Raw genomic sequence first — 25,539 nt, 5'->3', positions numbered from 1 at the left:
GTTCCGGCAACGACTGGACGGCTTTCTGAGCACCTTGCAGCGGACGCCGGGTTCACACGGCGTAGCCGAAATGACATGATGCGAGCTTTTTCCGCACCGCCTGCTTCTTCGCGATCGTGCTCACCTTCAACGCGCGGCTGCCGTCGGCAGTCGTATGCCTGCAATGATTGACAGCCTCCTGTTACTCGTCATGCCGCTCTGCCTGGCCCTCGGGCTCGGGCTGGGGCTGGGCGCGGCTGGCGGGAAACGCATGCCGGGCAAGTGGGGGGTCCGCTACACACAGTGGATGTTCCTGCTGAGTGCCTGCGCCTCGGTCGGCATGCCCTCCTGGGTCGTGCTGGCTTCCGGCAGCCTGCTGCACCTCGGCGAGGGGCAGCAGGCCGCCGCTGCGGCGTTCGGCGTGGGTGCCGCGGCGGCCGCCATGGTCCAGTTGCTGCGGCGCGCGCCCTTGCACTGGCGCGGCACCGCCGTGGTGGCCGCCGCGCTGGCCACCGGCCTGATGGCCACCGCGGGTATCGAATTGGGCCGCGCGTGCGGCCGGCCGGGTGCGATGCCGCGTGCCTGCCTGGACGCCTTCACGCCGCTGTCGCCGGTCTGGCTCGCCGTCGGCGTGCTCATGCTGGCCAGCGTGGCCTGGTTGGCGCTGCGCGGGCGCGCCCACCTGGCCGCCGTGCCGCCGGCTCCCGGTGGCGCGGCTGACGCAGCCGCCGTGGCGCCATCCGGCGATGCCAGGGGGCTGGTGCGCCGCGCCCACGGCCGTTCGCCAGGCAGCCTGACGGTGCGCCCGAGCGCGCAGGGCGAGGGCCATGTCGGCGAATACAACGCCGCCGAGGAGCTTCCAGACCGCGCCGCCTTTGCGCGCTGGCTGGAACAGGCCATCGCCCATGCCCGCTTCGCCGACACCGGGTGCGCCGTGCTGCTGGTCCATATTGCCGATTTCCGCGAGGTCGACGAGGTGTTCGAAGTGCGCGCCGACGATATCCTGGCCCAGGATACGAGCGCCCTGGCCCAGGCCGTACTCGAGCCCCACGACTTCCTGGCCCGCCTGGCGCGCGACGAGTTCGCCGTCGGCGTGCCGGAACTGGTCAGCTACGGGCGCGCACAGGAGCTCGGATCGCGCCTGCTGGGCTCCCTCGGCGAGTTTGTCGCGGCGCGCGGGCTGCAGATGCAGATCGGCGTCAACATCGGCATCGCGATCTACCCGCGCGACGCCCAGACCTCGGAGACGCTGATGCAGGCCGCCCGCGTCAGCCTGGCCGAGGCGCGCGAGAGCGGTTCCAACCAGGTGCGCCAGTTCAACTCCGCGGCAGGCGAGCGCGCGCGCCGCGTGCGCGTGATCCGGCGCGACCTGTGGCCGGCCATCGAGGACGACGCCTTGTCGCTGGAATACCAGCCGAAGTTCGACGTGCGGCAGCGCCGCGTGGTCGGTGCCGAGGCGCTGTGCCGCTGGCGGCACGCCCTGCTGGGCGCAGTCAATCCGGCCGAGTTCATCATGGTGGCCGAGCAGTCGGGGCAGATCGACAAGCTCGACGACTGGGTGATCGCCGCCGTCTGCAGGCAGGTCCGGCAATGGCGCGACCTGGGGCTGCCGACCGTGCCGGTGGCCATCAACGTGTCGGGGCTGCGCTTCGCCAGCCGCAATTTCCCGCAGTACCTGATGGAGCAGATCCACCAGCACGACATCCCGCCGTCAGCCGTCACGCTGGAGATCACCGAGACGGCCGCGATGAAGGACATCGGCAAGTCGCTCGAAACGCTGGCCGAGCTGCAGTCGCTCGGCATCCACGTGGCGCTGGACGATTTCGGCAGCGGCTATTCCAGCCTGGGCTACCTGAAGCGGCTGCGCGTGGGCACGCTGAAGATCGACCGCACCCTGATCGGCGGGCTCGACGCCGACGCGCAGGGGCGCGCCATCGTCGGCTCGATGGTGGCGCTTGCCCATGAGCTGCGCATGCGCGTGGTGGCCGAAGGTGTCGAGTCCACCTCGCAGCTCGATATCCTCGCCGGCATGGGCTGCGACGAAGTCCAGGGCTACCTGCTCGCGCGTCCGCTCGAGCCGGGGGTGTTCGCCGAGCTGCTGCGCGACAGCGAGGTTGCCGCGGCCTGAGCGGCGCCAGTGCGGGACGGGTCGGGGACCGGCCCGCTCCTGGCTGCCGCGGACGGCGCCGCGACGGACCTGAAGACGGACCTAAAGACAGCGCCCGATGTGCCGATAAATACCGCAGGCGCGCTGGCACCGGGCCCATGCGCGCTGGCGCGGGCCGGCTGGAACGCGCTCCGGACCGGCGCCGACACGCCGCATCAATGGAGTCGTCATGTCTTCCCAGAGCATCCTCGTCGTCGACGATTCGCCCTCGCTGCGCGGCATGATCTGCGCCTGCCTGCGTGCTGCCGGCTATCCGGTGACCGAGGCCGGCGACGGGGCCCAGGCGAGCGAATTGGCCGCGGGCGCGGATTTCTCCCTGCTGGTCACCGATCTCGTCATGCCGGGCGTCGACGGTCTTGCGCTGATCCGTGCCCTGCGCGCCATGCCGCGCCACGCCGCGCTGCCGATCCTCGTCCTCAGCACTGAGGGCGACGACGGCGTGCGCGCCCGCGTGCGCGAGGCGGGCGCCTCCGGCTTCCTGCCCAAGCCGTTCGATCCTGCCCAGCTCCTGCACGCCGTCGGTGCCTTGCTATCCCCCTCTGACGTGGGGTGAGTGCGGCGGCAAGCCGGCCTTCAGACAGGCGCCCGCCTGCCGTTATCTCAGAGGCTGAACAGGGCGATGCCGTGCCGCAGCGGGCGCGCTGCTGCCTGCCGCGCGAGCGGCCGGCCGGGATACAGGTAGACAACAGGAGCGGAAGATGACGGACAACATCAAGGCCGATGGTGCGGGAGCGGAGTTCCTGGCATTCCGGCTGGGCCGCGAGGAATACGGTGTGGATATCCTCAAGGTGCAGGAAATCCGCGGCTACGAGACCGTCACGCAGATCGCCAACGCGCCCGCCTACCTGAAAGGCGTGATCAACCTGCGCGGCATCATCGTTCCCATCATCGACCTGCGCATCAAGTTCAGCCAGGCAGCGGTCAGCTACGACCAGTACACCGTGGTGATCATCGTCGATCTCCACGATCGCACCACCGGCATCGTGGTCGACGGCGTCTCCGATGTCCTGACGCTGGCCCCCGCGCAGATCAAGGCCGCCCCGCTGATGTCCGGCGATATGGATACCGACTACATCCGCGGCCTGGGCTCGATCGAGGACCGCATGCTGATTCTCGTCGACATCGAAAGACTGCTCGATACCGAAGAACTGGCCGCGCTCGACGCGGCAGCCGCGGCGTGATGCCGGCGGCGCGCCCGCGCCGCGGCAGCCGTTCCTGAAATCATGCGAAACAACCAGCCAGTCACCAGCCACGAGTACCAGCTTTCCCCCAACGATTACCTGATTTCGCGCACGGACCTGAAGGGGCGGATCACCTTCGCCAACCGGGCCTTCGTCGAAGTCAGCGGCTATTCGCACGAAGAGCTGATGGGCGCGCCGCACAACCTGGTGCGCCATCCCGACATGCCTCCCGAGGCCTTTGCCGACCTGTGGCACTCGCTCGAAGCAGGCCATTCCTGGCGCGGGCTGGTCAAGAACCGGCGCAAGAACGGTGATTACTACTGGGTCAACGCCACCGTCACGCCGACGCGCGTCGACGGCCGGGTCATCGGCTACACCTCGGTGCGTGCGATGGCGGCGCCCGAGCAGGTCGCCGCGGCCAGCGCGGCCTATGCGCGCATCCGCCAGGGCGGCAGCGGGCTGGTGGTCCGTGACGGCGCCGTGGTCCGCACCGGCCTGGCGGGCCGGCTCGCCAGCCTGTTCCGGCCCAATTTGAAGCGGCGCATCGTCTGGTCGCAGGGCACGGCGCTGGCCTGCTTCCTGCTGACGCTGCTGGCGGTGGAGTGGCAGGGCGGCACCGCCGCGGCGGCGCTGCGCCCGTGGCTGTGGAGTGGTTTCGGCCTGGCCCTGGCATGTGCCTTCGCCTCCGGCGTGCGCCTGCTGTCGCGCGTGCACCGGCCGGTCGACGAGATGCTCGACTTCGCCTTGCGCATGGGCGCGGGCGACCTCACCACGCGCTACGACTACCAGTCCGACGACGAGGTGGGCGCGCTGGCGCAGGCCATGCAGACCATGCAGCGCAGCCTGCTGTCCGTGGTCCACGAGATCCAGGAAGGCATGAGCAGCATCGCCACCGCCACGCGCCAGGTCGCGGCGGGCAACAACGACCTGTCGCAGCGCACGGAGCAGCAGGCGGCCTCGCTGGAAGAGACGGCGTCGAGCATGGAAGAGCTGACGGGCACGGTGCGCCAGAACGCGGACAACGCGCGGCAGGCGAGCGGACTGGCGGCGAACGCCTCGGAGACGGCGCTCAAGGGTGGCGAGGTGGTGGGCCGGGTGGTCGAGACGATGCAGGAGATCAACGAGGCGTCGAAGAAGATCGTCGACATCATCGGGGTGATCGAAGGGATAGCGTTCCAGACCAACATCCTGGCGCTGAACGCGGCGGTGGAAGCGGCGCGCGCGGGGGAGCAGGGACGGGGCTTCGCGGTGGTGGCGGGCGAGGTGCGCAGCCTGGCGCAGCGCAGCGCGAACGCGGCCAAGGAGATCAAGGGCCTGATCGGCGACACGGTGGCGCGGGTGGACAACGGCACGACGCTGGTGGGCCAGGCGGGCCAGACGATGGAAGAGATCGTGCAGGCGGTCAAGCGCGTGACGGACATCATGGGCGAGATCAGCGCGGCATCGGCGGAGCAGAGCTCGGGGATCGAGCAGGTGAACCAGGCGGTGGCGCAGATGGACGAGGTGACGCAGCAGAACGCGGCGCTGGTGGAAGAGGCCGCCGCCGCGGCCGGATCGCTCGAAGACCAGGCAGGCCGCCTGGGCGAGGCGGTGGCCACCTTCCGCATCAGCCTGCAGGCCGAGGCGCGGCCGCAGCGCGCCCGGCGCGCCGAGCCTGCGCTGCGGCCGGCCTCCGCGCAGGCCTGAGCCGCGCAGGCGGCGGATGCGGCGCCGCCGCGCCGGGGCGTGTCGGGGAGCGGCACCCAGGGCGGCGGCAGGCACCGGCGGGCGACAACGGGAAATAACAGGAAACAACGGGTAGCAGCGGGTAGCAGCGGGTAGCAACAGGTAGTAACGGGTAGCAAAGGCAACAAGAAGAAGCAACAAGAAGAAGCAAGAACGAGCAAACCTGCAGAAGGCGGCGAAACGGCCGCCGCACTTTTCAGAGACTAGGGGGTAGTTGTCATGCAATGGTTCAATCAACTGCGCGTCACGACCAAGCTGATCGTCGGCTTTCTGGTCGTGTCCGTCATCGGCGCCGCGATGGGGCTGCTCGGCGTGGTGAACATGGGACGCATGGCTGAGTGGACCGGCAAGATCTACAACGACGATCTGCAGGCGCTCAAGGCCGTCCAGGATGGCAACGTCAACCTCGTCTATGCCAGCCGCGCCCAGATCGGCCTGCTGTCCGCGTCGACCATGGGCGAGCGCTCGGCCGAGAAGGAACTGATCGAGAAGTCGCTCGCCACCGTGGACGAGCGCATCCGCAAGGCCAAGGCGGTGTTCGTCCAGCCCGAGGGGCAGGCCCTGGTCAAGCAGTACGATACGCTGATGCCGGCCTACCGCGAGCGTATGGCCAAGTATGTCGAGATGGTGGGCAAGCAGCCACTGGACACGTCGCAGTTCGACAGCCAGGTGTTCACCGAGAGCGCGGAACTGATCAAGGCGAGCCACGCGCTCGAGGATCTGATGGCCAAGATGGTCAAGCGCCGCGACGAGCGTGCCCGCGCCAATATGGACGAGGCGCGCGGCGTCTACGACGCCACCCGCGTCTGGATGCTGGCGCTGGTCCTCGGCGGCCTGGCGGTCTCGGTGCTGCTTGGCTACGTCATCGCGCGCCTGCTGTCGCGCCAGCTCGGCGGCGAGCCGGGCTATGCGGTGGCCATCGCCTCGCGCATCGCCGCCGGCGATTTCTCCACGGCAGTCACGGTCCGCTCCGGCGACAAGAGCAGCCTGGTGCATGCGATGAGCGAGATGCAGCAGGAGCTATCGGGCATGGTGCGTGACTTCAAGGCCTCGGCCGGGTCGATCGCTTCGGCCTCGCGCCAGATCGCCGCGGGCAACGGCGACCTGTCGCAGCGCACGGAGCAGCAGGCGGCCTCGCTGGAAGAGACGGCGTCGAGCATGGAAGAGCTGACGGGCACGGTGCGCCAGAACGCGGACAACGCGCGGCAGGCGAGCGGACTGGCGGCGAACGCCTCGGAGACGGCGCTCAAGGGCGGCGAGGTGGTGGGCCGGGTGGTCGAGACGATGCAGGAGATCAACGAGGCGTCGAAGAAGATCGTCGACATCATCGGGGTGATCGAAGGGATAGCGTTCCAGACCAACATCCTGGCGCTGAACGCGGCGGTGGAAGCGGCGCGCGCGGGGGAGCAGGGACGGGGCTTCGCGGTGGTGGCGGGCGAGGTGCGCAGCCTGGCGCAGCGCAGCGCGAACGCGGCCAAGGAGATCAAGGGCCTGATCGGCGACACGGTGGCGCGGGTGGACAACGGCACGACGCTGGTGGGCCAGGCGGGCCAGACGATGGAAGAGATCGTGCAGGCGGTCAAGCGCGTGACGGACATCATGGGCGAGATCAGCGCGGCATCGGCGGAGCAGAGCTCGGGGATCGAGCAGGTGAACCAGGCGGTGGCGCAGATGGACGAGGTGACGCAGCAGAACGCGGCGCTGGTGGAAGAGGCTGCCGCCGCGGCCGGATCGCTCGAAGAGCAGGCGGGCCGCCTGCAGGACTCGGTGGCGCGCTTCCGTCTCGCCGCGGCCGACCTGCAGGCCACCACGGTGGCGCGCACGCCGGCCGTCATCAAGGCAGCGCCGGCCAAGCCGGCCGCGCCGCGTCCGGCCCGCCGCGAGCCGTCCGTCGCCGCGGAGGCCCCGCTGGAGGCCCGCCCGGCCGCCAGTGCGCCGGCCGCACGTCCGGCCGTGGCCGGAACGGCGTCGGACCACGGCGACTGGAGCGCTTTCTGACCTGAAGCACCAGCCGTCCGCCCGGCCCATGCGGCGCCCGCCAGGGTGTCCGGGCCGGCGGCCAGGTGCGACCGTACCCGTTTCTGCGAGCCGACATGCATACCGACGTAACCCTGGCGCTGCCCGACGAAGCCGTCGCCAGGCTGAGAACCGCTTACGAGCAGTTCGTGCGCTTGTCCACCGGCATGGACCACGCGTTCGAGCCGCCGACCTTCGAAGCCTTCCTGCGCGCGCGCCTGCTCGAGCAGGAGTCGCCGTTGACCGAGCGCGCCGTCGGCCGGCTGCTGTCCAGCGGCGAGTACGCCTGGCTCAAGCGGGTGCTGGACAAGCAACTGCCCAACACGGTATCGGCGCTGATGCGCGATGCCGAGCGCTTCGGCTTCGCGCTGGCCACGCAATGCGACTGGACGCCGCAGCAGAAACAGGAGCAGGCGCGCCAGTGGTCGCGGCAGATCCTGGTCGATTCCGGTGTCGATGCCGCTTTCGCCGAGTCGCTGGCGAGCCAGATCGCGTCTTCCGCGGTCGATGTCCGCGTGGTCGAGCAACGCATGCTGACGCCGTCCTGGCGGCTTGCCGAGAGCCTGCGGCAGCGTGCCTATGACCTGATGTACGCAGTGCAGACCGAACGCAATGTGGTGCGCGCGCGCACCCATGTCGGCGAGGTCAAGGCACTGCTCGGCCTTGCGCTCGAATACGGCTCGGTCAGCGCCGACGAATTCGAGCGGGTGATGGCGCAACTCGCCCATGTGCGTCCCGAGCTGTTCCGCGACGAGCCGGATGACATCTTCTCCCGGCTCGCCGCCTGGTTCAGGCGCTTGCTAGTCTACGGAGCCCCCGCTCGTCAATAGAGGAATGCGCTTGCCCGCACACGCCGGAGGAGCTTCCGCCCGCGTGCCGCACCGCTAGATCCTTGATGTAAATCAGATGACGCGATGATGACGGCTGTCACAATTCCGCGCCTTTGTATGTTTGGTGCGACATTGCATTCATCCCAACGTTAGTGGGGATTGGCAGGCGGGTCCGATTGCCGATATAAAACGTACCAGCTGTGCTTACACTCTGTAACACTTGTAACGCATAAGTTAAGTGTTACAGACAAGTCCAGCGGGAAGCTGTTCCTTTTGTCGTACGTCGTACCCGTCGATTTTGCATACAAACGATCCGGCCGCCGGTTGCTTCTTGAGCCGTCGGTAAGCGCTGGACAAGCAATTCGCGGGTTTTTGGTAGCGGGGAAAAATTGGAAAGCAGTGAAGTTCTCCAGGAGATCAGGGAGGTTAACCTCGCCTATCTGCTGCTCGCGCAACGGCTGGTGCGTGAGAATCAAGTCGAAGCCATGTTCCGGCTGGGAGTCAGCAAGGAGATTGCGGACATCCTGGCCAAGCTGACCTCAGCGCAGCTCGTCAAGCTGGCGGCATCCAATATGGTGCTCTGCCGCTTCCGCTTCGACGATCACGCGCTCCTGTCGAGCCTGACGCATACCGCCAAGGGCCACGACATGCAGCAGACCCACGCAGCCATCCTGCTGGCGCGCCAACCGCTGGAGTCGCTCAATTGACCGCGCTGCTCCAGGCTCAGCCCGTCCGCAGCTTCACCGCGGCTCCGGTGCCCAACCGCAAGAGCGTCCTGCAGGACGCCAACCAGACCCAACTGGCCATCGAGCTGATCGGGCTCGGTGCCCGGCTCCAGGTACTCGAGGCGGAGACCACGCTGTCGCGTGATCGCCTGATCCGCCTGTACAAGGAGCTGCGCGGCGTATCGCCCCCCAAGGGCATGCTCCCCTTCTCGACAGACTGGTTCACCACCTGGCTGCCGAACATCCATTCCTCCCTGTTCTCCTCGGCGTACCAGTTCATGGTCCAGCAGGGCGAGACCGCGGGTATCCGCGCCATCATCGCCAGCTACCGGCTCTACCTCGAGCACGTGTCGCTGCTGGGAAGCGAAATTGTCTTAAGTTTCACCCGTGCCTGGACGTTAGTAAGGTTTTTCGAGAGCAATATGCTCCAGCTTTCCACCTGCACCTGCTGCGGTGGCCAGTTCGTGACGCATGCTTACGAGCCGCACGCTCGTTTCGTATGCAGTCTGTGCCGGCCGCCGTCGCGGGCGGGCAAAGCGAAGAAGCTCTCGAAGGACGCCCCGTCCACTCGAGCCGTCGCCTGAGCGCGGCTCGTCCGGGCCGGGCGAGCGCGGGACCGGAGTAGCGGCCGCTCGCGGCCGCCACCCCGGCCCCGGCGCGCCGCCGCGCGCCGGAGTGTTTATCTGACGGGGAATCATCGTGCTAGTTGTCATCGGCTATGTCATCGTGCTGGCGGCCGTGCTTGGCGGATACGCCATCACCGGCGGTCATATGGGCGCGCTTTACCAGCCGGCGGAGCTGATCATCATCGGGGGGGCCGCGCTCGGCGCCTTCATCAGCTCCAACAGCGGCAAGGCGCTCAAGGCGACGATGCGCGCCCTGCCCACGCTGTTTCGCAGCAGCCGCTACAGCAAGGCGCTGTACATGGAAGTGATGGCCCTGCTGTACGTGCTGCTGTCCAAGGCACGCCGCGAAGGCATCCTCTTCCTCGAGAAGGAAATCGCCGACCCCGCCGCCAGCAGCGTCTTCAGCCAGTATCCGCGCATCCTGGCCGATCCGGCCATGATGGAGTTCCTCACCGACTATCTGCGCATGATGGTCAACGGGAACATGAACGCCTTCGAGATCGAGGCCCTGATGGACCACGAGATCGAGACCTTCCGCCACGAGGCGGAAGTCCCGGCCCACGCGCTGTCGCGCGTCGGCGACGGCCTGCCCGCCTTCGGCATCGTGGCGGCGGTGATGGGCGTGGTGCACGCGCTGGCCTCGGCAGACCTGCCTCCCGCCGAACTGGGTGCGCTGATCGCGCACGCCATGGTCGGTACCTTCCTCGGCATCCTGCTGGCCTACGGTTTCGTCTCGCCGCTGGCCTCGCGCATCGAGCACCAGGTCTCCGAGACCGTGAAGATGTACGAGTGCATCAAGGTCACGCTGCTGGCTTCGCTCAACGGCTACGCACCGCTGGTGGCGGTCGAGTTCGGCCGCAAGGTGCTGTTCTCCAGCGAACGTCCCTCCTTCCTCGAGCTGGACGACCATGTCCGCGAGGTCAAGAGCCTTACCTGACGGGCAGGAGGTATTGCGATGAGCAATTCGCACGACAGCCACCCGATCGTGGTCCGGCGCGGCAAGGCGCGCGCCAAGCCGCACGGCAACCATAGCTGGAAGATTGCCTACGCCGACTTCATGACGGCGATGATGGCCTTCTTCCTGGTGCTCTGGCTGCTGAGCGCGAGCTCGCCCAAGACGCTGGTCGGCGTGGCGGAGTACTTCCGCACGCCGCTGAAGGTGGCCATCGCCGGCGGCGACAAGAGCAGCCTGTCCAGCAGCGTGATTCCCGGCGGCGGCATGGATCCGCTGAGGAAGGACGGCGAGGTGCAGCGCGCGACCGACAACGATCCGGACGCGGTGCAGAAGCGCCGCGACCAGCAGGAGGGCGAACGCCTGCGCGCGCTGAAGAACCGGCTAGAGCAGATCATCGAGAACAACCCGGTGCTGCGGCAGTTCCGTCCGCAACTGCTGCTCGACATCACCAGCGAAGGCCTGCGCATCCAGATCCTGGACACGCAGAACCGCCCGATGTTCCGTACCGGCAGCGCCATGGTCGAACCCTATATGCGCGTCATCCTGCGCGAGATCGCGCCGGTGCTCAACGAGCTGCCCAACAAGGTCAGCCTGTCGGGCCACACCGATGCGGCCAACTACAGCAATGGCGAGCGTGACTACAGCAACTGGGAGTTGTCGGCCGACCGCGCCAATGCCTCGCGGCGCGAGCTGATCTCGGGCGGCATGAACGAGGGCAAGGTGCTGCGCGTGCTGGGCCTGGCCGCGACCATGCCGCTCGATCGCAAGGACCTGATGGCGCCGGTGAACCGCCGCATCAGCATCGTCGTGCTCAACGCGCGCGCGCAGGCCCGCTTCGAGGCCGAGAACGCCAGCGCCGCGGACGTCGCGGTGAAAGCACGCGCGGGCCAGGCCGGCGAGGACATGAAGGAAGCGCTCGGGGCCGACGCGAGCGCTCCGGCAGCACAGGGCAAGAGCAAATGAGGCAGGCGACCCGCGCGTGCGGCGCGCCGCATTCCGCAATCTGGATCTAGAGAGTCAGGACGGCCATGTCTGTCGATATCGATATCACGCAGTTCTACCAGACCTTCTTCGAGGAGGCCGAGGAGCTGCTCGTTGAAATGGAGCAATTGCTGCTCGGCCTGGATCTGGAGGCGCCCGACGCGGAAGAGCTGAATGCGATCTTCCGCGCCGCGCACTCGATCAAGGGCGGCGCCGCCACCTTCGGCTTCGCCGCGCTGACCGAGACCACGCACTTGCTGGAAAACCTGTTGGATCGCACCCGGCGGCGGGAGATGGCGCTGTCGAGGACCATCATCGACACCTTTCTGGAAACCAAGGACGTGTTGCAAGATCAGCTGAACGCTTACCGCAACGGTACCGAACCCGATCCCGAAACGCTGGCGCGCATCTGCGCGGTCCTGCAGCAGCTGGCGCGCGAGGCGGGTGGCGAGCCTGCCGCCGCGTCGGCACCCGCACCGGCGCCTGCGCCGGCCCCCGTGGCGGCGGCCCCCGCTGCCGTGGCAGCCGGTGGTGCGCTCAAGGTGCGCCTGCTCAAGGTGTCGGCCGCCGACCAGGCCCTCTTGCGCGAGGAACTGGCCAATCTCGGCGAGATCACCGGCCAGCAGGAACGCGACGGCGAGCTCGCGATCTGGCTGTCGACGCAGTGCAGCGCCGACGACATCATCGCGGTGTGCTGCTTCGTGATCGACGGCGAGCAGATCGTGGTGGAGCCGGCCGATGCGGCGCCGCCGCCCGCGGTGGTGCAGGAGCCCGCCGCCGAGCCGGTCCAGGCCGCCGTGCAGGAAACCGCTGCCGTGGCGAGTGCGCCTGCGGCGCCGGCCGTGGCCGCAGCGGCCGCTCCCGCCAAGGAGAAGGCCAAGGCCGCGCCGGCCGCTGCCGCGCACGGGCACGAGTCCGGTTCGATCCGCGTGGCCACCGAGAAGGTCGACCAGATCATCAACCTGGTCGGCGAACTGGTGATCACGCAATCGATGCTGGCGCAGACCGCGTCCACGCTCGACCCGGTGCTGTTCGACCGGCTGTTCTCCGGCATGGGCCAGCTCGAGCGCAACGCGCGCGACCTGCAGGAAGCGGTGATGTCGATCCGCATGATGCCGATGGACTACGTATTCTCGCGCTTCCCGCGCCTGGTGCGCGATCTTGCCGCCAAGCTGGGCAAGCAGATCGACCTGGTCACCTTCGGCAAGGCGACCGAGCTCGACAAGAGCCTGATCGAGCGGATCATCGATCCGCTCACCCACCTGGTGCGCAACAGCCTGGACCACGGCATCGAGACGCCCGACAAGCGCGTCGCCGCGGGCAAGGAGCCGACCGGCCAGCTGATCCTGTCGGCGCAGCACCACGGCGGCAACATCGTGATCGAGGTCAGCGACGATGGCGGCGGCCTGCGTCGCGACAAGATCCTGTCCAAGGCCATGCAGAACGGCCTGGCGGTGTCGGAGTCGATGCCCGACGAGGAAGTCTGGCAACTGATCTTCGCGCCGGGCTTCTCCACCGCCGAGGCCGTGACCGACGTGTCCGGCCGCGGCGTGGGCATGGACGTGGTCAAGCGCAACATCCAGGAAATGGGCGGCCACGTCGAGATCTCCTCGCGCGCGGGCCAGGGCACCACGATCCGTATCGTGCTGCCGCTGACGCTGGCCATCCTCGACGGCATGTCGGTCCGGGTCGGCGCCGAGACTTTCATCCTGCCGCTGAACTGCGTGATGGAGTCGCTGCAGCCCAAGGCCGATGACGTGCGCACCGCCGCCAACACCGAACGCGTGATGCATGTGCGCGGCGAGTACCTGCCGCTGCTCGAACTGCACCGGGTGTTCGACGTGGCCGATGCCGTGCGCGAGCCCACGCAGGGCATCGCCGTGATCCTGCAGGCCGAGGGCAAGCGCTTCGCGCTGCTGGTCGACCAGCTGATCGGCCAGCACCAGGTGGTGCTGAAGAACCTGGAAACGAACTACCGCAAGGTGCCGTGCATCTCCGCCGCCACCATCCTGGGCGACGGCAGCGTGGCGCTGATCGTCGACGTGGGTGCGCTGCAGCGTACCGGCGTGCGCCGGCACGATGCGGTGGTGGTGCAGTAACCGCTCAAGCTCTGGATCTGGAGGAACCAACATCATGGCCGGCATCGGACATATCGACGCGCCCGGCAGCGAGGCTGCCGGGCAGGAATTCCTGGTGTTCACGCTGGGATCGGAGGAGTACGGTATCGACATCCTCAAGGTGCAGGAGATCCGCGGCTACGACGCGGTCACCCGCATCGCCAATGCGCCGGATTTCATCAAGGGCGTGACCAACCTGCGCGGCGTGATCGTGCCGATCGTCGACCTGCGGGTGAAGTTCCGCCTTGGCAATGTGCGCTATGACCACCAGACCGTGGTGATCATCCTCAACATCGCCGGTCGCGTGGTCGGCATCGTCGTCGACGGCGTTTCCGACGTGCTGACGCTGAACGGCGGTGACGTCAAGCCGGCACCCGAATTCGGCGTGTCGGTGTCGACCGAGTACCTGACCGGCCTGGGCAGCGTCGAAGGCCGCATGCTGATCCTGATCGACATCGAACGCCTGATGACCAGCCCGGAGATGGAACTGATCGAGGTCGCGCTGGCCTGAGGCCGGCGCTGCAGCACCCCGCGTTCCGCCCAACCAGACCACGCAGCATCGGAGCCAGCAAATGACGCAGCCACGCTCAGCAGTCCAGGCGGCCGGCGGCACCCGCAATGTGCTGGCGCCTGCCGCCGCGCGCCGCGACGAGCAGCGCGACTTCCTGCTGACCGAGCGGGATTTCGACAAGATCCGCGCGCTCATCCATCGGCGCGCGGGCATCTCGCTCGGCAGCCAGAAGCGCGAAATGGTGTACAGCCGGCTGGCGCGCCGGCTGCGCGCGCTGCAGCTGGTCGACTTTGCCACCTACCTGGAGCAGCTGGAGTCGGACGACCGCTCCCCCGAGTGGGAGCTGTTCGTCAACGCGCTGACCACCAACCTGACCTCGTTCTTCCGCGAGGCGCATCACTTCCCCCTGCTGGCGGAGCATGCCAAGAAACACGGCCGGCCCTACTCGGTCTGGTGCGCGGCGGCCTCCACCGGCGAGGAGCCGTATTCGATCGCCATCACGCTGGCCGAGGCGCTCGGTGAGCGCGCCGCGACCGTGCTGGCGACCGACATCGACACGCAGGTGCTGGCCAAGGCGCGCAGCGGCATCTACACCAGCGAGCAGGTCGCCAAGCTGCCGATGGAGCAGCTCAAGCGCTTCTTCCTCAAGGGCAGCGGACAGCGTTCGGGCGCCGTCAAGGTCAAGCCGGAACTGGCCTCGACCATCGAATTCGCGCCGCTGAACCTGCTGGCGCCGGACTGGGGCATCCAGGAGCGCTTCGACGCGATCTTCTGCCGCAACGTGATGATCTACTTCGACAAGCCCACGCAGGGTCGCATCCTGGAGCGCTTCGTGCCGCTGCTCAAGCCGCACGGGCTGCTCTTCGCCGGGCATTCGGAGAACTTCTCCTACGTCACGCGCGCCTTCCAGCTGCGCGGGCAGACGGTCTACGAGCTGGCCTCGCCGGCCAGCCGCGCGGGAGGTGGATGATGCGTACGCCGCAGATGCCGGAGGCGATCGCCACCCGTACCTATTTCGACCGTGAGTTCGGCAAGCAGGCGATCAAGCTGCTGCCCAACGAGTACTACGTCAGCAGCGAGGACGTGGTGCTGACCACCGTGCTGGGCTCCTGCGTGGCAGCCTGCATCCGCGACGAGGTGGCCGGTGTCGGCGGCATGAACCACTTCATGCTGCCCGACGACGAGAACGCCGGCGCCGACCGCATGCTGTCGCCGTCGATGCGCTACGGCTGCTACGCGCTCGAAGTGCTGATCAACGAACTGCTCAAGGCCGGCGCGCGGCGCGAGCGGCTCGAGGCCAAGGTGTTCGGCGGCGGCGCCGTGCTCGCCAACATGACCACGCTGAACATCGGCGACCGCAACGCCGACTTCGTGCTGCGCTACCTGAAGACCGAGAACATCCGCGTGGCGGCGCAGGACCTGCGCGGACCGCACGCGCGCCGCGTCAGCTATTTCCCGCGCAGCGGGCTGGCGCTGGTGCGCCGCCTGACGCGCCAGGACGACCAGGTGCTGGTGGCGCGCGACGAGCGCGCGCTGGCCCGAGCCATTTCCGCCGCCCCGGAGCGCGGCCGGGCCGAGCTGTTCGAGCGCCGCCCGACTGCCTTCACGACATCCTGAAGCGAAAGGACCCGAGACAATAATGAGCGCGGCAAAGATCAAGGTGCTGTGCGTGGACGATTCCGCGCTGATCCGCAGCCTGATGACCGAGATTATCAATAGCCAGAGCGACATGGAGGTGGTCGGGACCGCTCCCGACCCGCTGGTGGCGCGCGAGATGATCAAGCGGCTGAACCCCGACGTGCTGACGCTGGACGTGGAAATGCCGCGCATGGACGGCCTCGATTTCCTCGAGCGGCTGATGCGCCTGCGCCCGATGCCGGTGCTGATGGTGTCGTCGCTGACCGAGCGCGGCTCGGAGATCACCATGCGCGCGCTGGAGCTGGGCGCGGTGGACTTCGTCACCAAGCCCAAGCTCGGCATCCGCGACGGCCTGATCGAGTACACCGACGCCATCGCCGACAAGATCCGCGCGGTCTCGCGCGCGCGCGTGCGCACGGCCGCGCCGGCCGCCGCCAGCCCGGTCGCCGGCACGCCGCCCGCGCCGCTGCTGCGCAGCCCGTTGCTGTCCACCGAGAAGCTGATCATCGTGGGCGCCTCCACCGGCGGAACCGAGGCCATCAAGGAACTGTTGATGCCGCTGCCGCCGGACAGCCCCGGCGTCATGATCGTGCAGCACATGCCGGCCGGCTTCACGCGGTCCTTCGCGCAGCGCCTCGACGGCCTGTGCCGCATCACCGTCAAGGAGGCCGAGCACAATGAGCGGGTGCTGCCCGGCCACGCCTACATCGCGCCTGGCGACATGCATCTGCGGCTGGCCCGCAGCGGCGCCAACTACGTGGCGCACCTGTCGCAGGAGGCGCCGGTCAACCGGCACCGGCCGGCGGTGGATGTCCTGTTCGATTCGGCGGCCCAGCATGCCGGCAAGAATGCCATCGGCGTGATCCTGACCGGCATGGGCCGCGATGGCGCGCAGGGCATGCGGCGCATGCACGATGCGGGCGCCTATAACCTGGCGCAGGACGAGCACAGCTGCATCGTGTTCGGCATGCCCAAGGAGGCCATCGCGGCCGGCGGCGTCGACGAGATCGTGCCGCTGTCGGCCATGACGCAGCGCGTGATGGCGCGGCTGGCCACGTTCGGTGCGCGCGCTCAGCGGGTCTGAGGCACGCGGTGGACGCGACGGAGGGGTCGGCGCAGTACCACATAACAAGACGATAACAAGACGCCGGCAAGACGCCGGCAAGACGTACAAGGGCAGGGAGCCGGAAGCCTGGCACTCTCCGGAGCCTGCCGAGATAGCAATCATCCACAACCGTTTTGGAGCCGTTAGAGTGGACAAGAACATCAAGATCCTCGTGGTCGACGACTTTCCGACCATGCGTCGGATCATCCGCAACCTGCTCAAGGAGCTGGGCTTTTCCAACGTGGAAGAGGCCGAGGACGGCGCGGCCGGCCTGGAGAAGGTCAAGGATGGCAGCTTCCAGTTCGTCGTCTCCGACTGGAACATGCCCAATATGGACGGCCTGAGCATGCTGCAGGCCATCCGCGCCGAACCGGCGCTGGCCAAGCTGCCGGTGCTGATGGTGACGGCCGAGGCCAAGAAGGAAAACATCATCGCCGCCGCGCAGGCCGGCGCCAACGGCTATGTGGTCAAGCCGTTCACCGCGGCGACGCTGGACGAGAAGATCACCAAGATCTTCGAGAAGCTGGGCAAGGAAGGCACCTGAGGTAGGCACCATGGCGACGACACCGTCTTACAGCAACGATACCGCCGAGCAGATCATCCATCGCATCGGCAACCTGACGCGCATGCTGCGCGACAGCATGCGGGAACTCGGGCTCGACAAGGAAATCGAGCGCGCGGCGCAGGCCATTCCCGACGCGCGCGACCGGCTGAAGTACATCGCCGCCATGACCGAGCAGGCGGCCGAGCGCACGCTCAATGCCGTCGAACTGGCCCAGCCCATCCAGGCTCAGATGGAGAAGCAGGCCGAGGGCCTGGAGCAGCGCTGGGATGCCTGGTTCAAGGAGCCGGCGGAGCTGGCCGACGCGCGCGAGCTGGTGCTCGACACGCGCGCCTTCCTCACCGACGTGCCCCAGCAGACCCGCGCCACCGGCGCGCATCTGCTGGACATCATGATGGCCCAGGATTTCCAGGACCTGACCGGCCAGGTCATCAAGAAGATGATGGACATGATCCGCTCGCTGGAGCAGGAACTGCTGCAGATGCTGATCGACAACGTGCCGGCCGAGCGCCGCGCGGAGGCGCCGGCCACGCTGATGAACGGCCCGCAGGTCAATCCGGAAGGCAAGGCCGACGTGGTGTCGGACCAGTCGCAGGTGGACGACCTGCTCGCCAGCCTGGGCTTCTGAGTCTGCTGCCGGCCCGCGTCTTGCCCGCCGGGGCACGCGGGCCGCATGCTCTGCCGTCCCCGTCGTTTCCTCCTGTTCCCTGGCGCTGCCATGGCCGCACGGGCCGTCACGTGCTGCCCGCTTCGGGCGGCGGCGTGCCGGCGCACGTCCGCTCGTCGTCTGCGCGCCGGCCTCTCGCGCTTGCCCCTTACGCCCGAGCTTGCTCGCGCATGGCCTCGGAAAAGAAAAGAAGCGCCGCGCGCGCCGGCAGGCGGCGCGCGCGGCGGCTTTCCGGGCTTTCCCCGGCGCTCAGAACACGTGCTTGATGCCGATCATCGCGCCGAGCTGGTTCACGCCGGGTGCGGGATTGGAACCCGCGGCGCCGCCGCTGACCGATTGCGCGAGCTGCCCGCCGTTGTCGATGAAGCCGGCGGTGGCGTAGACCGAGGTGCGCTTGCTGAAGGCGTAGGTGCCGCGGATGGCGTACAGCCAGGCCTTGTTGGCGCTGTTGTGGTACTTCAGCCAGTAGACCTGGCCGGCCAGGTTGAAGGCGGGGGTGATGTCATAGGACGCGCCGGCGTACAGCAGATCGCTCTTGGGCGTGGGGCTGCCGCCATTGTCGCGGCGCAGCCAGCCGGCTCCCAGCTTGGTGTTGGCCAGCAGCATGTAGCCGCCCAGCGACAGGCGGTTGTCGGTCAGGCTGCTCTTGGTCAGGCCGCCGAAGGCGCCCGGACCGCCGCGCAGCGAATCATAGGCGGCGGACAGGCCCCACCAGTTGGTCTCGTACATCAGCATGGCCGACCATTCGCGGCAGGCGCGCACGTCGGCGGGATTCTCGCCGGCGCAGTTGGTGCCCGAGGGACTGGGGCCGGCGTTGACGGTGTCGCGGCCGAAGCTGTAGGTGGCGCCCGCCGTCAGGCCGCCGAACTTGCCCTTGTAGGCGATCGCGTTGTCGGCGCGCGTGTTGGGCAGGTAGCTGTCGAGCGAGCCGGAGCCATAGACGTTGGGTCCGAGGATATCGGTGTCCAGCGTGGCCCAGAACAACATGGTGTATTGGCGGCCGAAGCTGACCTGGCCCCAGTTGCTGCTGCTCAGGCCGACCCAGGCCTGGCGCCCGAACAGGCGGCCACCCTGGTTGGACGCGCCGCTGTCGGGCGCGAAGCCCGATTCCAGCGCGAAGTTCGCCTTCAGGCCGCCGCCCAGGTCCTCGGTGCCGCGCAGGCCCCAGCGCGACGGCACCGTGCCGGTCAGCGTGGGCACGCGGGCGAGGCCGTCCTTGGCCGCGCCGACGTTGTTCACATACTCGATCCCGGTGTCGATGACGCCGTACAGCGTCACCGACTGGGCCGCGGCGACGAGGGGCGCGGCGGCAAGCAAGCCGGCCACAAGCCTAGCAAGTTTCATTTCTCGATTCCTTCTCTTTTCCGATAGCAGATAGCGGTCAGTCGTGGTGTGGATGCCGTTCCCCGGCTCGGGAACGCGCGCCGCGCGGCGCCCTGGGGCAGTGGTGGTCTGGTGGCGGGATCCTCCTTGCGGATCGGCGGGTTCGGGGGCAGGCCAGGGTGCCGGCAACGCGCCGGCGGGACCTCGTCTTGTTCTCTCCGTGTTCCGTATATAAAACAACAATCCATATACGGAACGATTAACTCAATATAGCCGCCAATGCCGTGGAGGATGGACCCGGGATATCCCTAGTGCAGCGCGAATACGACGGCCATTGCGTCCGGCCGCCGGCTTGCCGGCTGGCGCCGGTGAATCCATGCGGGCGCGGCGGGTGAACGGGCAAGGCCGATGAATCAAGGCGGGCGGGCCGGCAGGCCGGAATCGGAGGGCAGCACGCGCCCGAGCCGGCCGGCTGGCATCGGGGTTAACCCGCGTGATTCTTCCCGGAAGCAGGCTCTATAGTCCTCGATGTTCTGCATAGGAATCAGTGTTTTATATATAAAACGCAGAGACAGCCTTGCCATGGGCGCGGGCTATCGGGCATCAGGAGAAAACGAGTGGAATTCGAGCTGAATGGGAAGCCCAGCCGCTTCGACGGCGACGGCGACACGCCGCTGTTGTGGGTCATCCGCGACGAGGCCGGGCTGACCGGCACCAAGTACGGCTGCGGCATCGGCATGTGCGGCGCCTGCACCGTGCACATCGACGGGGTGGCACAGCGCTCCTGCGTGACGCCGGCCAGCGCGGTGGCCGGCCGGCGTGTCACCACCATCGAAGGGCTGGCGCCGGAGCGCTCGCATCCGGTGCAGCAGGCCTGGATCGCCAAGGACGTGCCGCAGTGCGGCTACTGCCAGTCCGGCATGGTGATGGCGGTGGCGTCGCTGCTCAAGCAGCACCCGCATCCCACCGACCAGCAGATCGATGCGTCGATCAGCAATATCTGCCGCTGTGCCAGCTACCACCGCATCCGGGAGGCGATCCATGCTGCCGCGAAATGAGACTGCGCTGGAAGCGCCCGCCAGCCCGTCGCGGCGCGGATTCCTCAGGTTCGGCGTGGCCGCGGCCGGTGCGCTGTGCATCCCGTTGCCGGCGCTGGCCGGCCGCACCGTGGACAGCGGCCCGCACGGCAGCCACGAGCTGACCGACTGGATCTGGATCGAAGCGGACGGCAGGACGCGGCTCGGCCTGTCGCAATGCGAAGTGGGGCAGGGCGTCTACACCGGCCTGCCGCAGGTGCTGGCCGACGAGCTCGACGCCGACTGGCGCCAGGTCGAGGTGGTCTTCGTCACCGGGCGCGATGCCTACCGTACCGGGGCGGCCTACGAGGAGCCGCAGCAGTTCGTCGGCGCGTCGATGTCGGCCACGCTGTTCTACGAGCGGCTGCGCATCGCCGGCGCGCAGGCGCGCGAGGTGCTGTTGCGCGCCGGCGCACGCCGGCTCGATGTGCGGCCCAGCCAGTGCCACACCGAACTGGGGCGCGTGATCCACGGCGCCAGCGGACGCTCGCTCGGCTACGGCGAGCTGGCCGCCGATGCCGCCAGGCTGCCGCTCAACCCATCGCCCCGGCTGAAGAACGAGGCCGCCCACAAGCTGATCGGGCGCGACCTGCCGCGCCTGGACACGCCCGCCAAGGTCGACGGCAGCGCCGAATTCGGCATCGACGTCAAGGTGCCCGGCATGCTGGTCGGCGCGCTCAAGATGCCGCCCCAGGTGACCGGCAAGGTCACGGGACTGCGCAATGCCGAGGCGATCCGCAAGATGCCGGGTGTGCGCGCCGTGGTACAGGCGCCGGACGCGGCCATCGTGGTGGCGCAGCATTACTGGCAGGCCAGGAAGGCGGCCGACGCGCTGGAACTGGAGATCGACCCCGGCGCCGCCCAGGGATTGCACAGCGACGCCATCCTGGCTGCCCGCGTCGCCGCGCTCGGCGCTCCCGGGGCCGTCGTCGCCACCCACCTGGGCAGCCCGGAAGACGCGCTTGCCAAGGCCGGAGGCAAGATGGTCGAGGCCGACTACCACACGCCCTACATCGTGCACGCGACCATGGAGGCGGTGAATGCCACCGTGCACGTGCGCGACGATGCCATCGAGGTCTGGGGCCCGATCCAGGGGCAGGATTTCGTGCGCAACGCCCTCGCCAGGCTGTTCAACCGCCAGCCCGAATCGGTGATCGTCCACACCACCTTCCTGGGCGGCAGCTTCGGCCGCAAATTCCTGCCCGACTTCGTCATCCACGCCGCGCGCGCCTCGGCGGCGGTGGGCCAGCCGGTCAAGGTGATCCGCTCGCGCGAGGACGACATCCGCCATGGTTTCTACCGTCCCGGCGTCTCGGGCCGCTTCCGCGCCGTGCTCGATGCGCAAGGCATGCCGCTGGCCATGCATGCGCGCGTCACCGGCCAGTCGCTGTACGGTGTCATCAAGAAGGAGCGCATGGCGCAGAACGGCGGCTGGGACGAGACCATGCTGGAGGCGATCTATGACCTGGCCTACCAGGTGCCCAACCTGAAGGTCGACATGATCGACGTGAAGCAGCCGATTCCGGTCAGCTTCCTGCGCAGCGTAGGCAGTACCTCGAGCGTGTTCATGCTGGAGAGCTTCGTCAACGAGATGGCCGACGCGGCCGGCGCCGATCCCTACCGCTACCGGCGCAAGCTGCTGGCGCACGATCCGCTGGCCGTGCGCGTGCTGGACGCGGCCGCGGCCCGCGCCGGCTGGGACAGCAAGCCCAGGCCCGGCGTGACGCGCGGCTTCACCTTCAGCCTCTACACCGGACGCGGCGAGGCCTTCCAGACCTATGTGGCGATGGCGGTCGAACTGGAGCGGACGGGCAAGACGTTCCAGGTGCGGCGCGTGGTCTGCGCCGTCGACGCCGGCCGCGCCATCAACCCGAACCTGATCCGCGCCAATATCGAGGGCGGCATCGGCTTCGCGCTCAGCAACACGCTCAAGAGCGAGATCACCTTCCAGGACGGCGCGGTGCAGCAGAGCAACTTCCACGACTTCCGCGTCATCTCGCTGGCCGAGATGCCCAAGGTGGAAGTGGAGATCGTCGCCAGCGACCGCCCGCCCCAGGGCTGCGGCGAAGTCTCGCTGGCGCCGGTGGCACCCGCCGTGGCGCACGCCTTCTACCAGGCCACCCGGCAGCGCCGCCGCGCGATGCCGATGTCGCTGGAGGCCTGAGGGCAAGCGCCCGCCGGCCGCGGCGGCCTGGATCACACCATCGGCTTCGTCTCTGCGCTCGCGTGCTGGACCACACCGAGGGCTTCGCTGGATGTGGCGCCTTGCTAAACCACCCCTCTCCCCCGCCCTCTCCCATGCGGGGAGAGGGAGCCAAGACCTTGTGCTTGGCGCTCGGTGTTGGTGCATCTCGTCGGCTTCGGCAAGTGCATCAGAGTTCGCACCGCGCCGGTCTTGGCACATCAACGGGTTAACCCCAGTCTGCATTTCCCGATTCCTTGTCTATAGTTCTGCTTGTTCAATATATGAATCGCTGTTTCGTTAGTGAAACGAAACGCAAGGCAAGATCCCCGCCGCGATGATGTGGCGCCGAGCCGGCACCGAGCGCCGGCACCAGAAGGATAGGAGCAAGCGCAATGGACGACGCCGCATACAACCCGAACCTCGCGCCCTGGGAAAAGGCCGTGCCCAACAACGTGGCCGGCAAGGGCTATATCGAGCAGCCCGGCAAGGTCGCCAATCTCGTGTGGCAGACCCGCGCGGCGGCGCCGACCGCCTACGAGAACGCACTGGGCGACGCGCTGCAGGCCGCCTTCGAGGGCGGTGCCGAGACCCCCGAGGACATCGTGCGCGCCTTCAATGCCGCCGGCCTGCTGAGTGCCGACGGCCAGCGCTGGAACGAGGAGCGCTTCCTCGCCGAGATGCGCCGCCTGGGCGCCTGAGCGCAACGGCACCACGGGCACGACGGGTGATAAGGAACCGAGAGATGACGATGGAAACGAACAAGCAGGCACGCGTGGAAGAGCGCCTCGAGACGGGGCTGCGCAACTACTGGTACCCGGTGGCCGCCTCGTGGTCGCTGCGCCATGCGCCGATCGGCGTGACGCGCCTGGGCCAGAACCTGGTGCTGTGGCGCGATGGCGCCGGCCAGGTGCAGGCGCTGGAAGACCGCTGCCCGCATCGCGGCGCGCGCCTGTCGATGGGCTGGAACCTGGGCGACCGCGTGGCCTGCTGGTACCACGGCGTGGAAGTGGGCGGCGACGGCCAGGTCAAGAGCGTGCCGGCGGTGGACAGCTGCCCGATGGAGGGCAAGACCTGCGTGCGCAGCTACCCGGTGCAGGAGAAGGCCGGCGCCGTCTTCGTCTGGTTCGGCGACCGCGCCCCGGGCGAGGCCGACGCGCTGCGCCTGCCGGAGGAATTGGAAAGCGAGGAGCACAGCCACTTCCTGTGCGTGGCGCATTGGGACTGCAACTACCGCTACGCGGTGGACAACGTCATGGACCCGATGCACGGTGCCTACCTGCACGCAGTCTCGCACTCGATGGCCAGCGGCGAGAAGTCGGCCGTGATGCAGGTGGTCGAAACCGAGCACGGCCTGGTCTTCGAGAAGACCGGCCAGCGCGGCGTGAACTTCGACTGGGTCGAGTTCGGCGAGACCGGCGCGCTGTGGCTGCGCCTGTCCATCCCCTATCAGCGCAAGGTCGGCCCCGGCGGCCCCTTCGGCATCGTCGGCATCGCCACCCCGGTGGATACCGAGCACTGCATGGTCTTCTTCTGGCGCACCCGCCATGTGCAGGGCTGGCAGCGCGATGCCTGGCGCTTCCTCTACCGCAACCGCCTCGAGCGCCTGCACTGGGACGTGCTGGAGCAGGACCGCGTGGTGCTGGAGTCGCTGGCGCCGAACGCGCGCGACCACGAGACGCTGTACCAGCACGACATCGGCATCACGCGCGTGCGCCGCCTGCTGCGCCGCCGCGCCGAACAGGAAGTCGCGGAGCAGCCGATCGCCATGCTGCAGCCCGCCAGTGGAGCCGCCACCCATGCCTGACGCCGCCAACCAAGGCCTGCTGGCCGGCCGGCGCGTGCTGGTGACCGGCGCCGCGCGCGGCCTGGGCCTGGCCTTCGCCGAAGCGATCGCGCAGGCCGGCGCCGCCGTCGCCATGGCCGACGTGCTGGGCGAGCGCGTGCGCGCCGCCGCGGCCGGCCTGGCGCAGCGCGGCCTCACCGTGCTGCCGCTGGAGCTGGACCTGGCCGACCCGGACTCGGTGCGCCGCTGCGCGCAGCAGGCCATCGCCGGCCTCGGCGGCCTGGACGGCCTGGTCAACAACGCGGCGGTGACCGACTCGGGCGGCCGCGCCAGCGACGAGATCGACATCGCCACCTGGGACCGCGTGATGCAGGTGAACGTGCGCGGCACCTGGCTGATGACCAACGCCTGCCTGGACGCGCTGCGTGCCTCCGGACGCGGCGCCATCGTCAACCTGGCCTCCGACACGCCGCTGTGGGGCGCGCCCCGGCTGCTGGCCTACGTGGCGAGCAAGAGCGCCATCCTCGGCATGACCCGTTCGCTGTCGCGCGAACTGGGCGAGGCGCGCATCACGGTGAACGCGGTCGCGCCCGGCCTGACCCTGGTGGAAGCCACCGAGTACGTGCCGGCCAAGCGCCACGAGCTGTACCGCGAGCAGCGCGCGATCCCGCGCGAGCAGTTGCCCGAAGACGTATGCGGCGCGGTGGTGTTCGCGCTGTCCGACTTGTCCCGCTTCGTGACCGGCCAGACGCTGGCGGTCAACGGCGGTTTTGTGATGCATTGAATCAGCAAGGAGAAAGAGATGAGCGATCTGAGCGAAGCGACGCAGGTCAAGCGGACGTGGGAGCGCCCCGAGGGCGCCAGCTTCGACCAATGGATGGAAAGCCGCGTGGCGCGCTTCTCCACCCGCCGCTACGACTGGGACGCGCTGAAGTTCCAGGCCGACCACGATCCCAAGTACCGCCGCGCGCAGATGCGCTACCTGGGCACGGGCGGCACGGGCGTGGCGGCCGACACCAACACGGTGCCGTCGGAGCACTTCACCTTCTCGACCATGATCATCCCGGCCGGCCATGAAGGCCCGTCGCACCTGCATACCGACGTGGAAGAGGTGTTCTTCATCCTGCGCGGCAAGATCAAGCTGATCCTGGAGAAGGACGGCGAGCGCTTCGAGACCATCCTGACCGACCGCGACCTGGTCTCGGTGCCGCCCGGCGTGTACCGCGAGGAGATCAACATCGGCGAGGAGGACGCGCTGATGTGCGTGATGCTCGGCGCCAGGAAGCCGGTCACGCCGACCTATCCGCCCGAGCATCCGCTCGCCCAGATCAAGCGCGGGTGAGATCGTGAACGCTCCCGTGCCCGGCAGCGCGCCTGCCTCCGCAGC

The 25,539-nt window shown here is 68.3% G+C and carries 24 protein-coding genes; 23 read left to right on the top strand and 1 reads right to left on the bottom strand.

What is annotated here, in order from left to right; translation table 11 throughout:
• Window positions 1-163: 163 nt before the first annotated feature.
• The 17 genes from BKK81_RS20750 to cheZ all read left to right on the top strand — a co-directional run bounded on the left by BKK81_RS20750 (window position 164) and on the right by cheZ (window position 17,746).
• Window positions 164-2,107 (top strand): putative bifunctional diguanylate cyclase/phosphodiesterase, encoded by a 1,944-nt coding sequence (locus BKK81_RS20750; RefSeq protein WP_442873413.1) that lies wholly within the window; start codon window positions 164-166, stop codon window positions 2,105-2,107.
• Window positions 2,108-2,315: 208 nt separating this feature from the next.
• Window positions 2,316-2,699 (top strand): response regulator, encoded by a 384-nt coding sequence (locus BKK81_RS20745; RefSeq protein WP_071017321.1) that lies wholly within the window; start codon window positions 2,316-2,318, stop codon window positions 2,697-2,699.
• A 145-nt stretch (window positions 2,700-2,844) separates the two neighbouring features.
• On the top strand, window positions 2,845-3,327 hold the full coding sequence (locus BKK81_RS20740) for a chemotaxis protein CheW (protein WP_071017319.1): 483 nt from the start codon (window positions 2,845-2,847) through the stop codon (window positions 3,325-3,327).
• Window positions 3,328-3,369: 42 nt separating this feature from the next.
• Window positions 3,370-5,013, top strand: coding sequence for a methyl-accepting chemotaxis protein (locus BKK81_RS20735; protein WP_071017318.1), 1,644 nt, complete (start codon window positions 3,370-3,372; stop codon window positions 5,011-5,013).
• A 258-nt stretch (window positions 5,014-5,271) separates the two neighbouring features.
• Window positions 5,272-7,050, top strand: a complete 1,779-nt coding sequence (locus BKK81_RS20730) for a methyl-accepting chemotaxis protein (RefSeq protein ID WP_071017316.1) — start codon at window positions 5,272-5,274, stop codon at window positions 7,048-7,050.
• Window positions 7,051-7,145: 95 nt separating this feature from the next.
• A complete protein-coding gene (locus BKK81_RS20725) occupies window positions 7,146-7,898 on the top strand; it encodes a DUF4088 family protein (protein WP_071017314.1) in 753 nt (250 codons plus the stop codon).
• A gap of 389 nt (window positions 7,899-8,287) precedes the next feature.
• On the top strand, window positions 8,288-8,605 hold the full coding sequence (gene flhD / locus BKK81_RS20720) for a flagellar transcriptional regulator FlhD (RefSeq protein WP_071017312.1): 318 nt from the start codon (window positions 8,288-8,290) through the stop codon (window positions 8,603-8,605).
• Window positions 8,602-9,207, top strand: coding sequence for a flagellar transcriptional regulator FlhC (gene flhC, locus BKK81_RS20715; protein ID WP_071017310.1), 606 nt, complete (start codon window positions 8,602-8,604; stop codon window positions 9,205-9,207). The genes flhD and flhC overlap by 4 nt, the downstream gene beginning before the upstream one ends.
• A 115-nt stretch (window positions 9,208-9,322) precedes the next feature.
• Window positions 9,323-10,186, top strand: a complete 864-nt coding sequence (gene motA / locus BKK81_RS20710; protein WP_071017309.1) for a flagellar motor stator protein MotA — start codon at window positions 9,323-9,325, stop codon at window positions 10,184-10,186.
• 18 nt (window positions 10,187-10,204) lie between these two features.
• On the top strand, window positions 10,205-11,167 hold the full coding sequence (motB, locus tag BKK81_RS20705) for a flagellar motor protein MotB (RefSeq protein ID WP_071017307.1): 963 nt from the start codon (window positions 10,205-10,207) through the stop codon (window positions 11,165-11,167).
• Window positions 11,168-11,232: 65 nt separating this feature from the next.
• Window positions 11,233-13,284, top strand: coding sequence for a chemotaxis protein CheA (gene cheA, locus BKK81_RS20700; protein WP_071017305.1), 2,052 nt, complete (start codon window positions 11,233-11,235; stop codon window positions 13,282-13,284).
• Window positions 13,285-13,318: 34 nt separating this feature from the next.
• Window positions 13,319-13,813 carry a chemotaxis protein CheW gene (gene cheW / locus BKK81_RS20695; RefSeq protein WP_071017303.1) on the top strand — a complete coding sequence of 165 codons (495 nt, stop codon included), beginning with the start codon at window positions 13,319-13,321 and terminating at the stop codon, window positions 13,811-13,813.
• A gap of 61 nt (window positions 13,814-13,874) precedes the next feature.
• Window positions 13,875-14,783 carry a CheR family methyltransferase gene (locus BKK81_RS20690; protein ID WP_071017301.1) on the top strand — a complete coding sequence of 303 codons (909 nt, stop codon included), beginning with the start codon at window positions 13,875-13,877 and terminating at the stop codon, window positions 14,781-14,783.
• A complete protein-coding gene (cheD, locus tag BKK81_RS20685; protein ID WP_071021927.1) occupies window positions 14,783-15,430 on the top strand; it encodes a chemoreceptor glutamine deamidase CheD in 648 nt (215 codons plus the stop codon). The genes BKK81_RS20690 and cheD overlap by 1 nt, the downstream gene beginning before the upstream one ends.
• Before the next feature lie 22 nt (window positions 15,431-15,452).
• Entirely contained in the window at window positions 15,453-16,535 is a 1,083-nt protein-coding gene (locus BKK81_RS20680; RefSeq protein WP_071017299.1) for a protein-glutamate methylesterase/protein-glutamine glutaminase, read from the top strand.
• 169 nt (window positions 16,536-16,704) lie between these two features.
• Window positions 16,705-17,100 carry a chemotaxis response regulator CheY gene (cheY, locus tag BKK81_RS20675; RefSeq protein WP_071017297.1) on the top strand — a complete coding sequence of 132 codons (396 nt, stop codon included), beginning with the start codon at window positions 16,705-16,707 and terminating at the stop codon, window positions 17,098-17,100.
• Window positions 17,101-17,110: 10 nt separating this feature from the next.
• Entirely contained in the window at window positions 17,111-17,746 is a 636-nt protein-coding gene (gene cheZ / locus BKK81_RS20670; protein WP_071017295.1) for a protein phosphatase CheZ, read from the top strand.
• A 288-nt stretch (window positions 17,747-18,034) separates the two neighbouring features.
• Here cheZ and BKK81_RS20665 read toward each other — a convergent pair whose 3' ends face one another.
• Window positions 18,035-19,129 carry a porin gene (locus BKK81_RS20665; protein WP_071017294.1) on the bottom strand — a complete coding sequence of 365 codons (1,095 nt, stop codon included), beginning with the start codon at window positions 19,127-19,129 and terminating at the stop codon, window positions 18,035-18,037.
• A 596-nt stretch (window positions 19,130-19,725) separates the two neighbouring features.
• Between BKK81_RS20665 and BKK81_RS20660 the strand changes: the two genes are divergently transcribed.
• The 6 genes from BKK81_RS20660 (at window position 19,726) to BKK81_RS20635 (ending at window position 25,494) form a co-directional block, all read left to right on the top strand.
• The gene (locus BKK81_RS20660; protein WP_071017292.1) at window positions 19,726-20,166 is read left to right on the top strand and encodes a (2Fe-2S)-binding protein; all 441 of its coding nucleotides are present in this window, start codon (window positions 19,726-19,728) and stop codon (window positions 20,164-20,166) included.
• A complete protein-coding gene (locus BKK81_RS20655) occupies window positions 20,150-22,348 on the top strand; it encodes a xanthine dehydrogenase family protein molybdopterin-binding subunit (RefSeq protein WP_071017290.1) in 2,199 nt (732 codons plus the stop codon). The genes BKK81_RS20660 and BKK81_RS20655 overlap by 17 nt, the downstream gene beginning before the upstream one ends.
• A 413-nt stretch (window positions 22,349-22,761) precedes the next feature.
• A complete protein-coding gene (locus BKK81_RS20650) occupies window positions 22,762-23,067 on the top strand; it encodes a recombinase-like helix-turn-helix domain-containing protein (protein WP_071017289.1) in 306 nt (101 codons plus the stop codon).
• Window positions 23,068-23,117: 50 nt separating this feature from the next.
• Window positions 23,118-24,173 (top strand): aromatic ring-hydroxylating oxygenase subunit alpha, encoded by a 1,056-nt coding sequence (locus tag BKK81_RS20645; protein WP_071021924.1) that lies wholly within the window; start codon window positions 23,118-23,120, stop codon window positions 24,171-24,173.
• Window positions 24,166-24,936 carry an SDR family oxidoreductase gene (locus tag BKK81_RS20640; RefSeq protein WP_071017287.1) on the top strand — a complete coding sequence of 257 codons (771 nt, stop codon included), beginning with the start codon at window positions 24,166-24,168 and terminating at the stop codon, window positions 24,934-24,936. Before BKK81_RS20645 ends, BKK81_RS20640 begins: the two co-directional genes overlap by 8 nt.
• An 18-nt stretch (window positions 24,937-24,954) precedes the next feature.
• Window positions 24,955-25,494 (top strand): cupin domain-containing protein, encoded by a 540-nt coding sequence (locus tag BKK81_RS20635; protein WP_071017285.1) that lies wholly within the window; start codon window positions 24,955-24,957, stop codon window positions 25,492-25,494.
• The last annotated feature ends 45 nt before the right edge of the window (window positions 25,495-25,539 follow it).

It is taken from the genome of Cupriavidus sp. USMAHM13, assembly GCF_001854285.1.
In the GTDB taxonomy this organism is placed as follows: Bacteria; Pseudomonadota; Gammaproteobacteria; order Burkholderiales; family Burkholderiaceae; genus Cupriavidus; species Cupriavidus malaysiensis.
The sequence above is the reverse complement of the archived record's forward strand: the minus strand, read 5'-3'. Positions and strand labels throughout refer to the sequence as shown.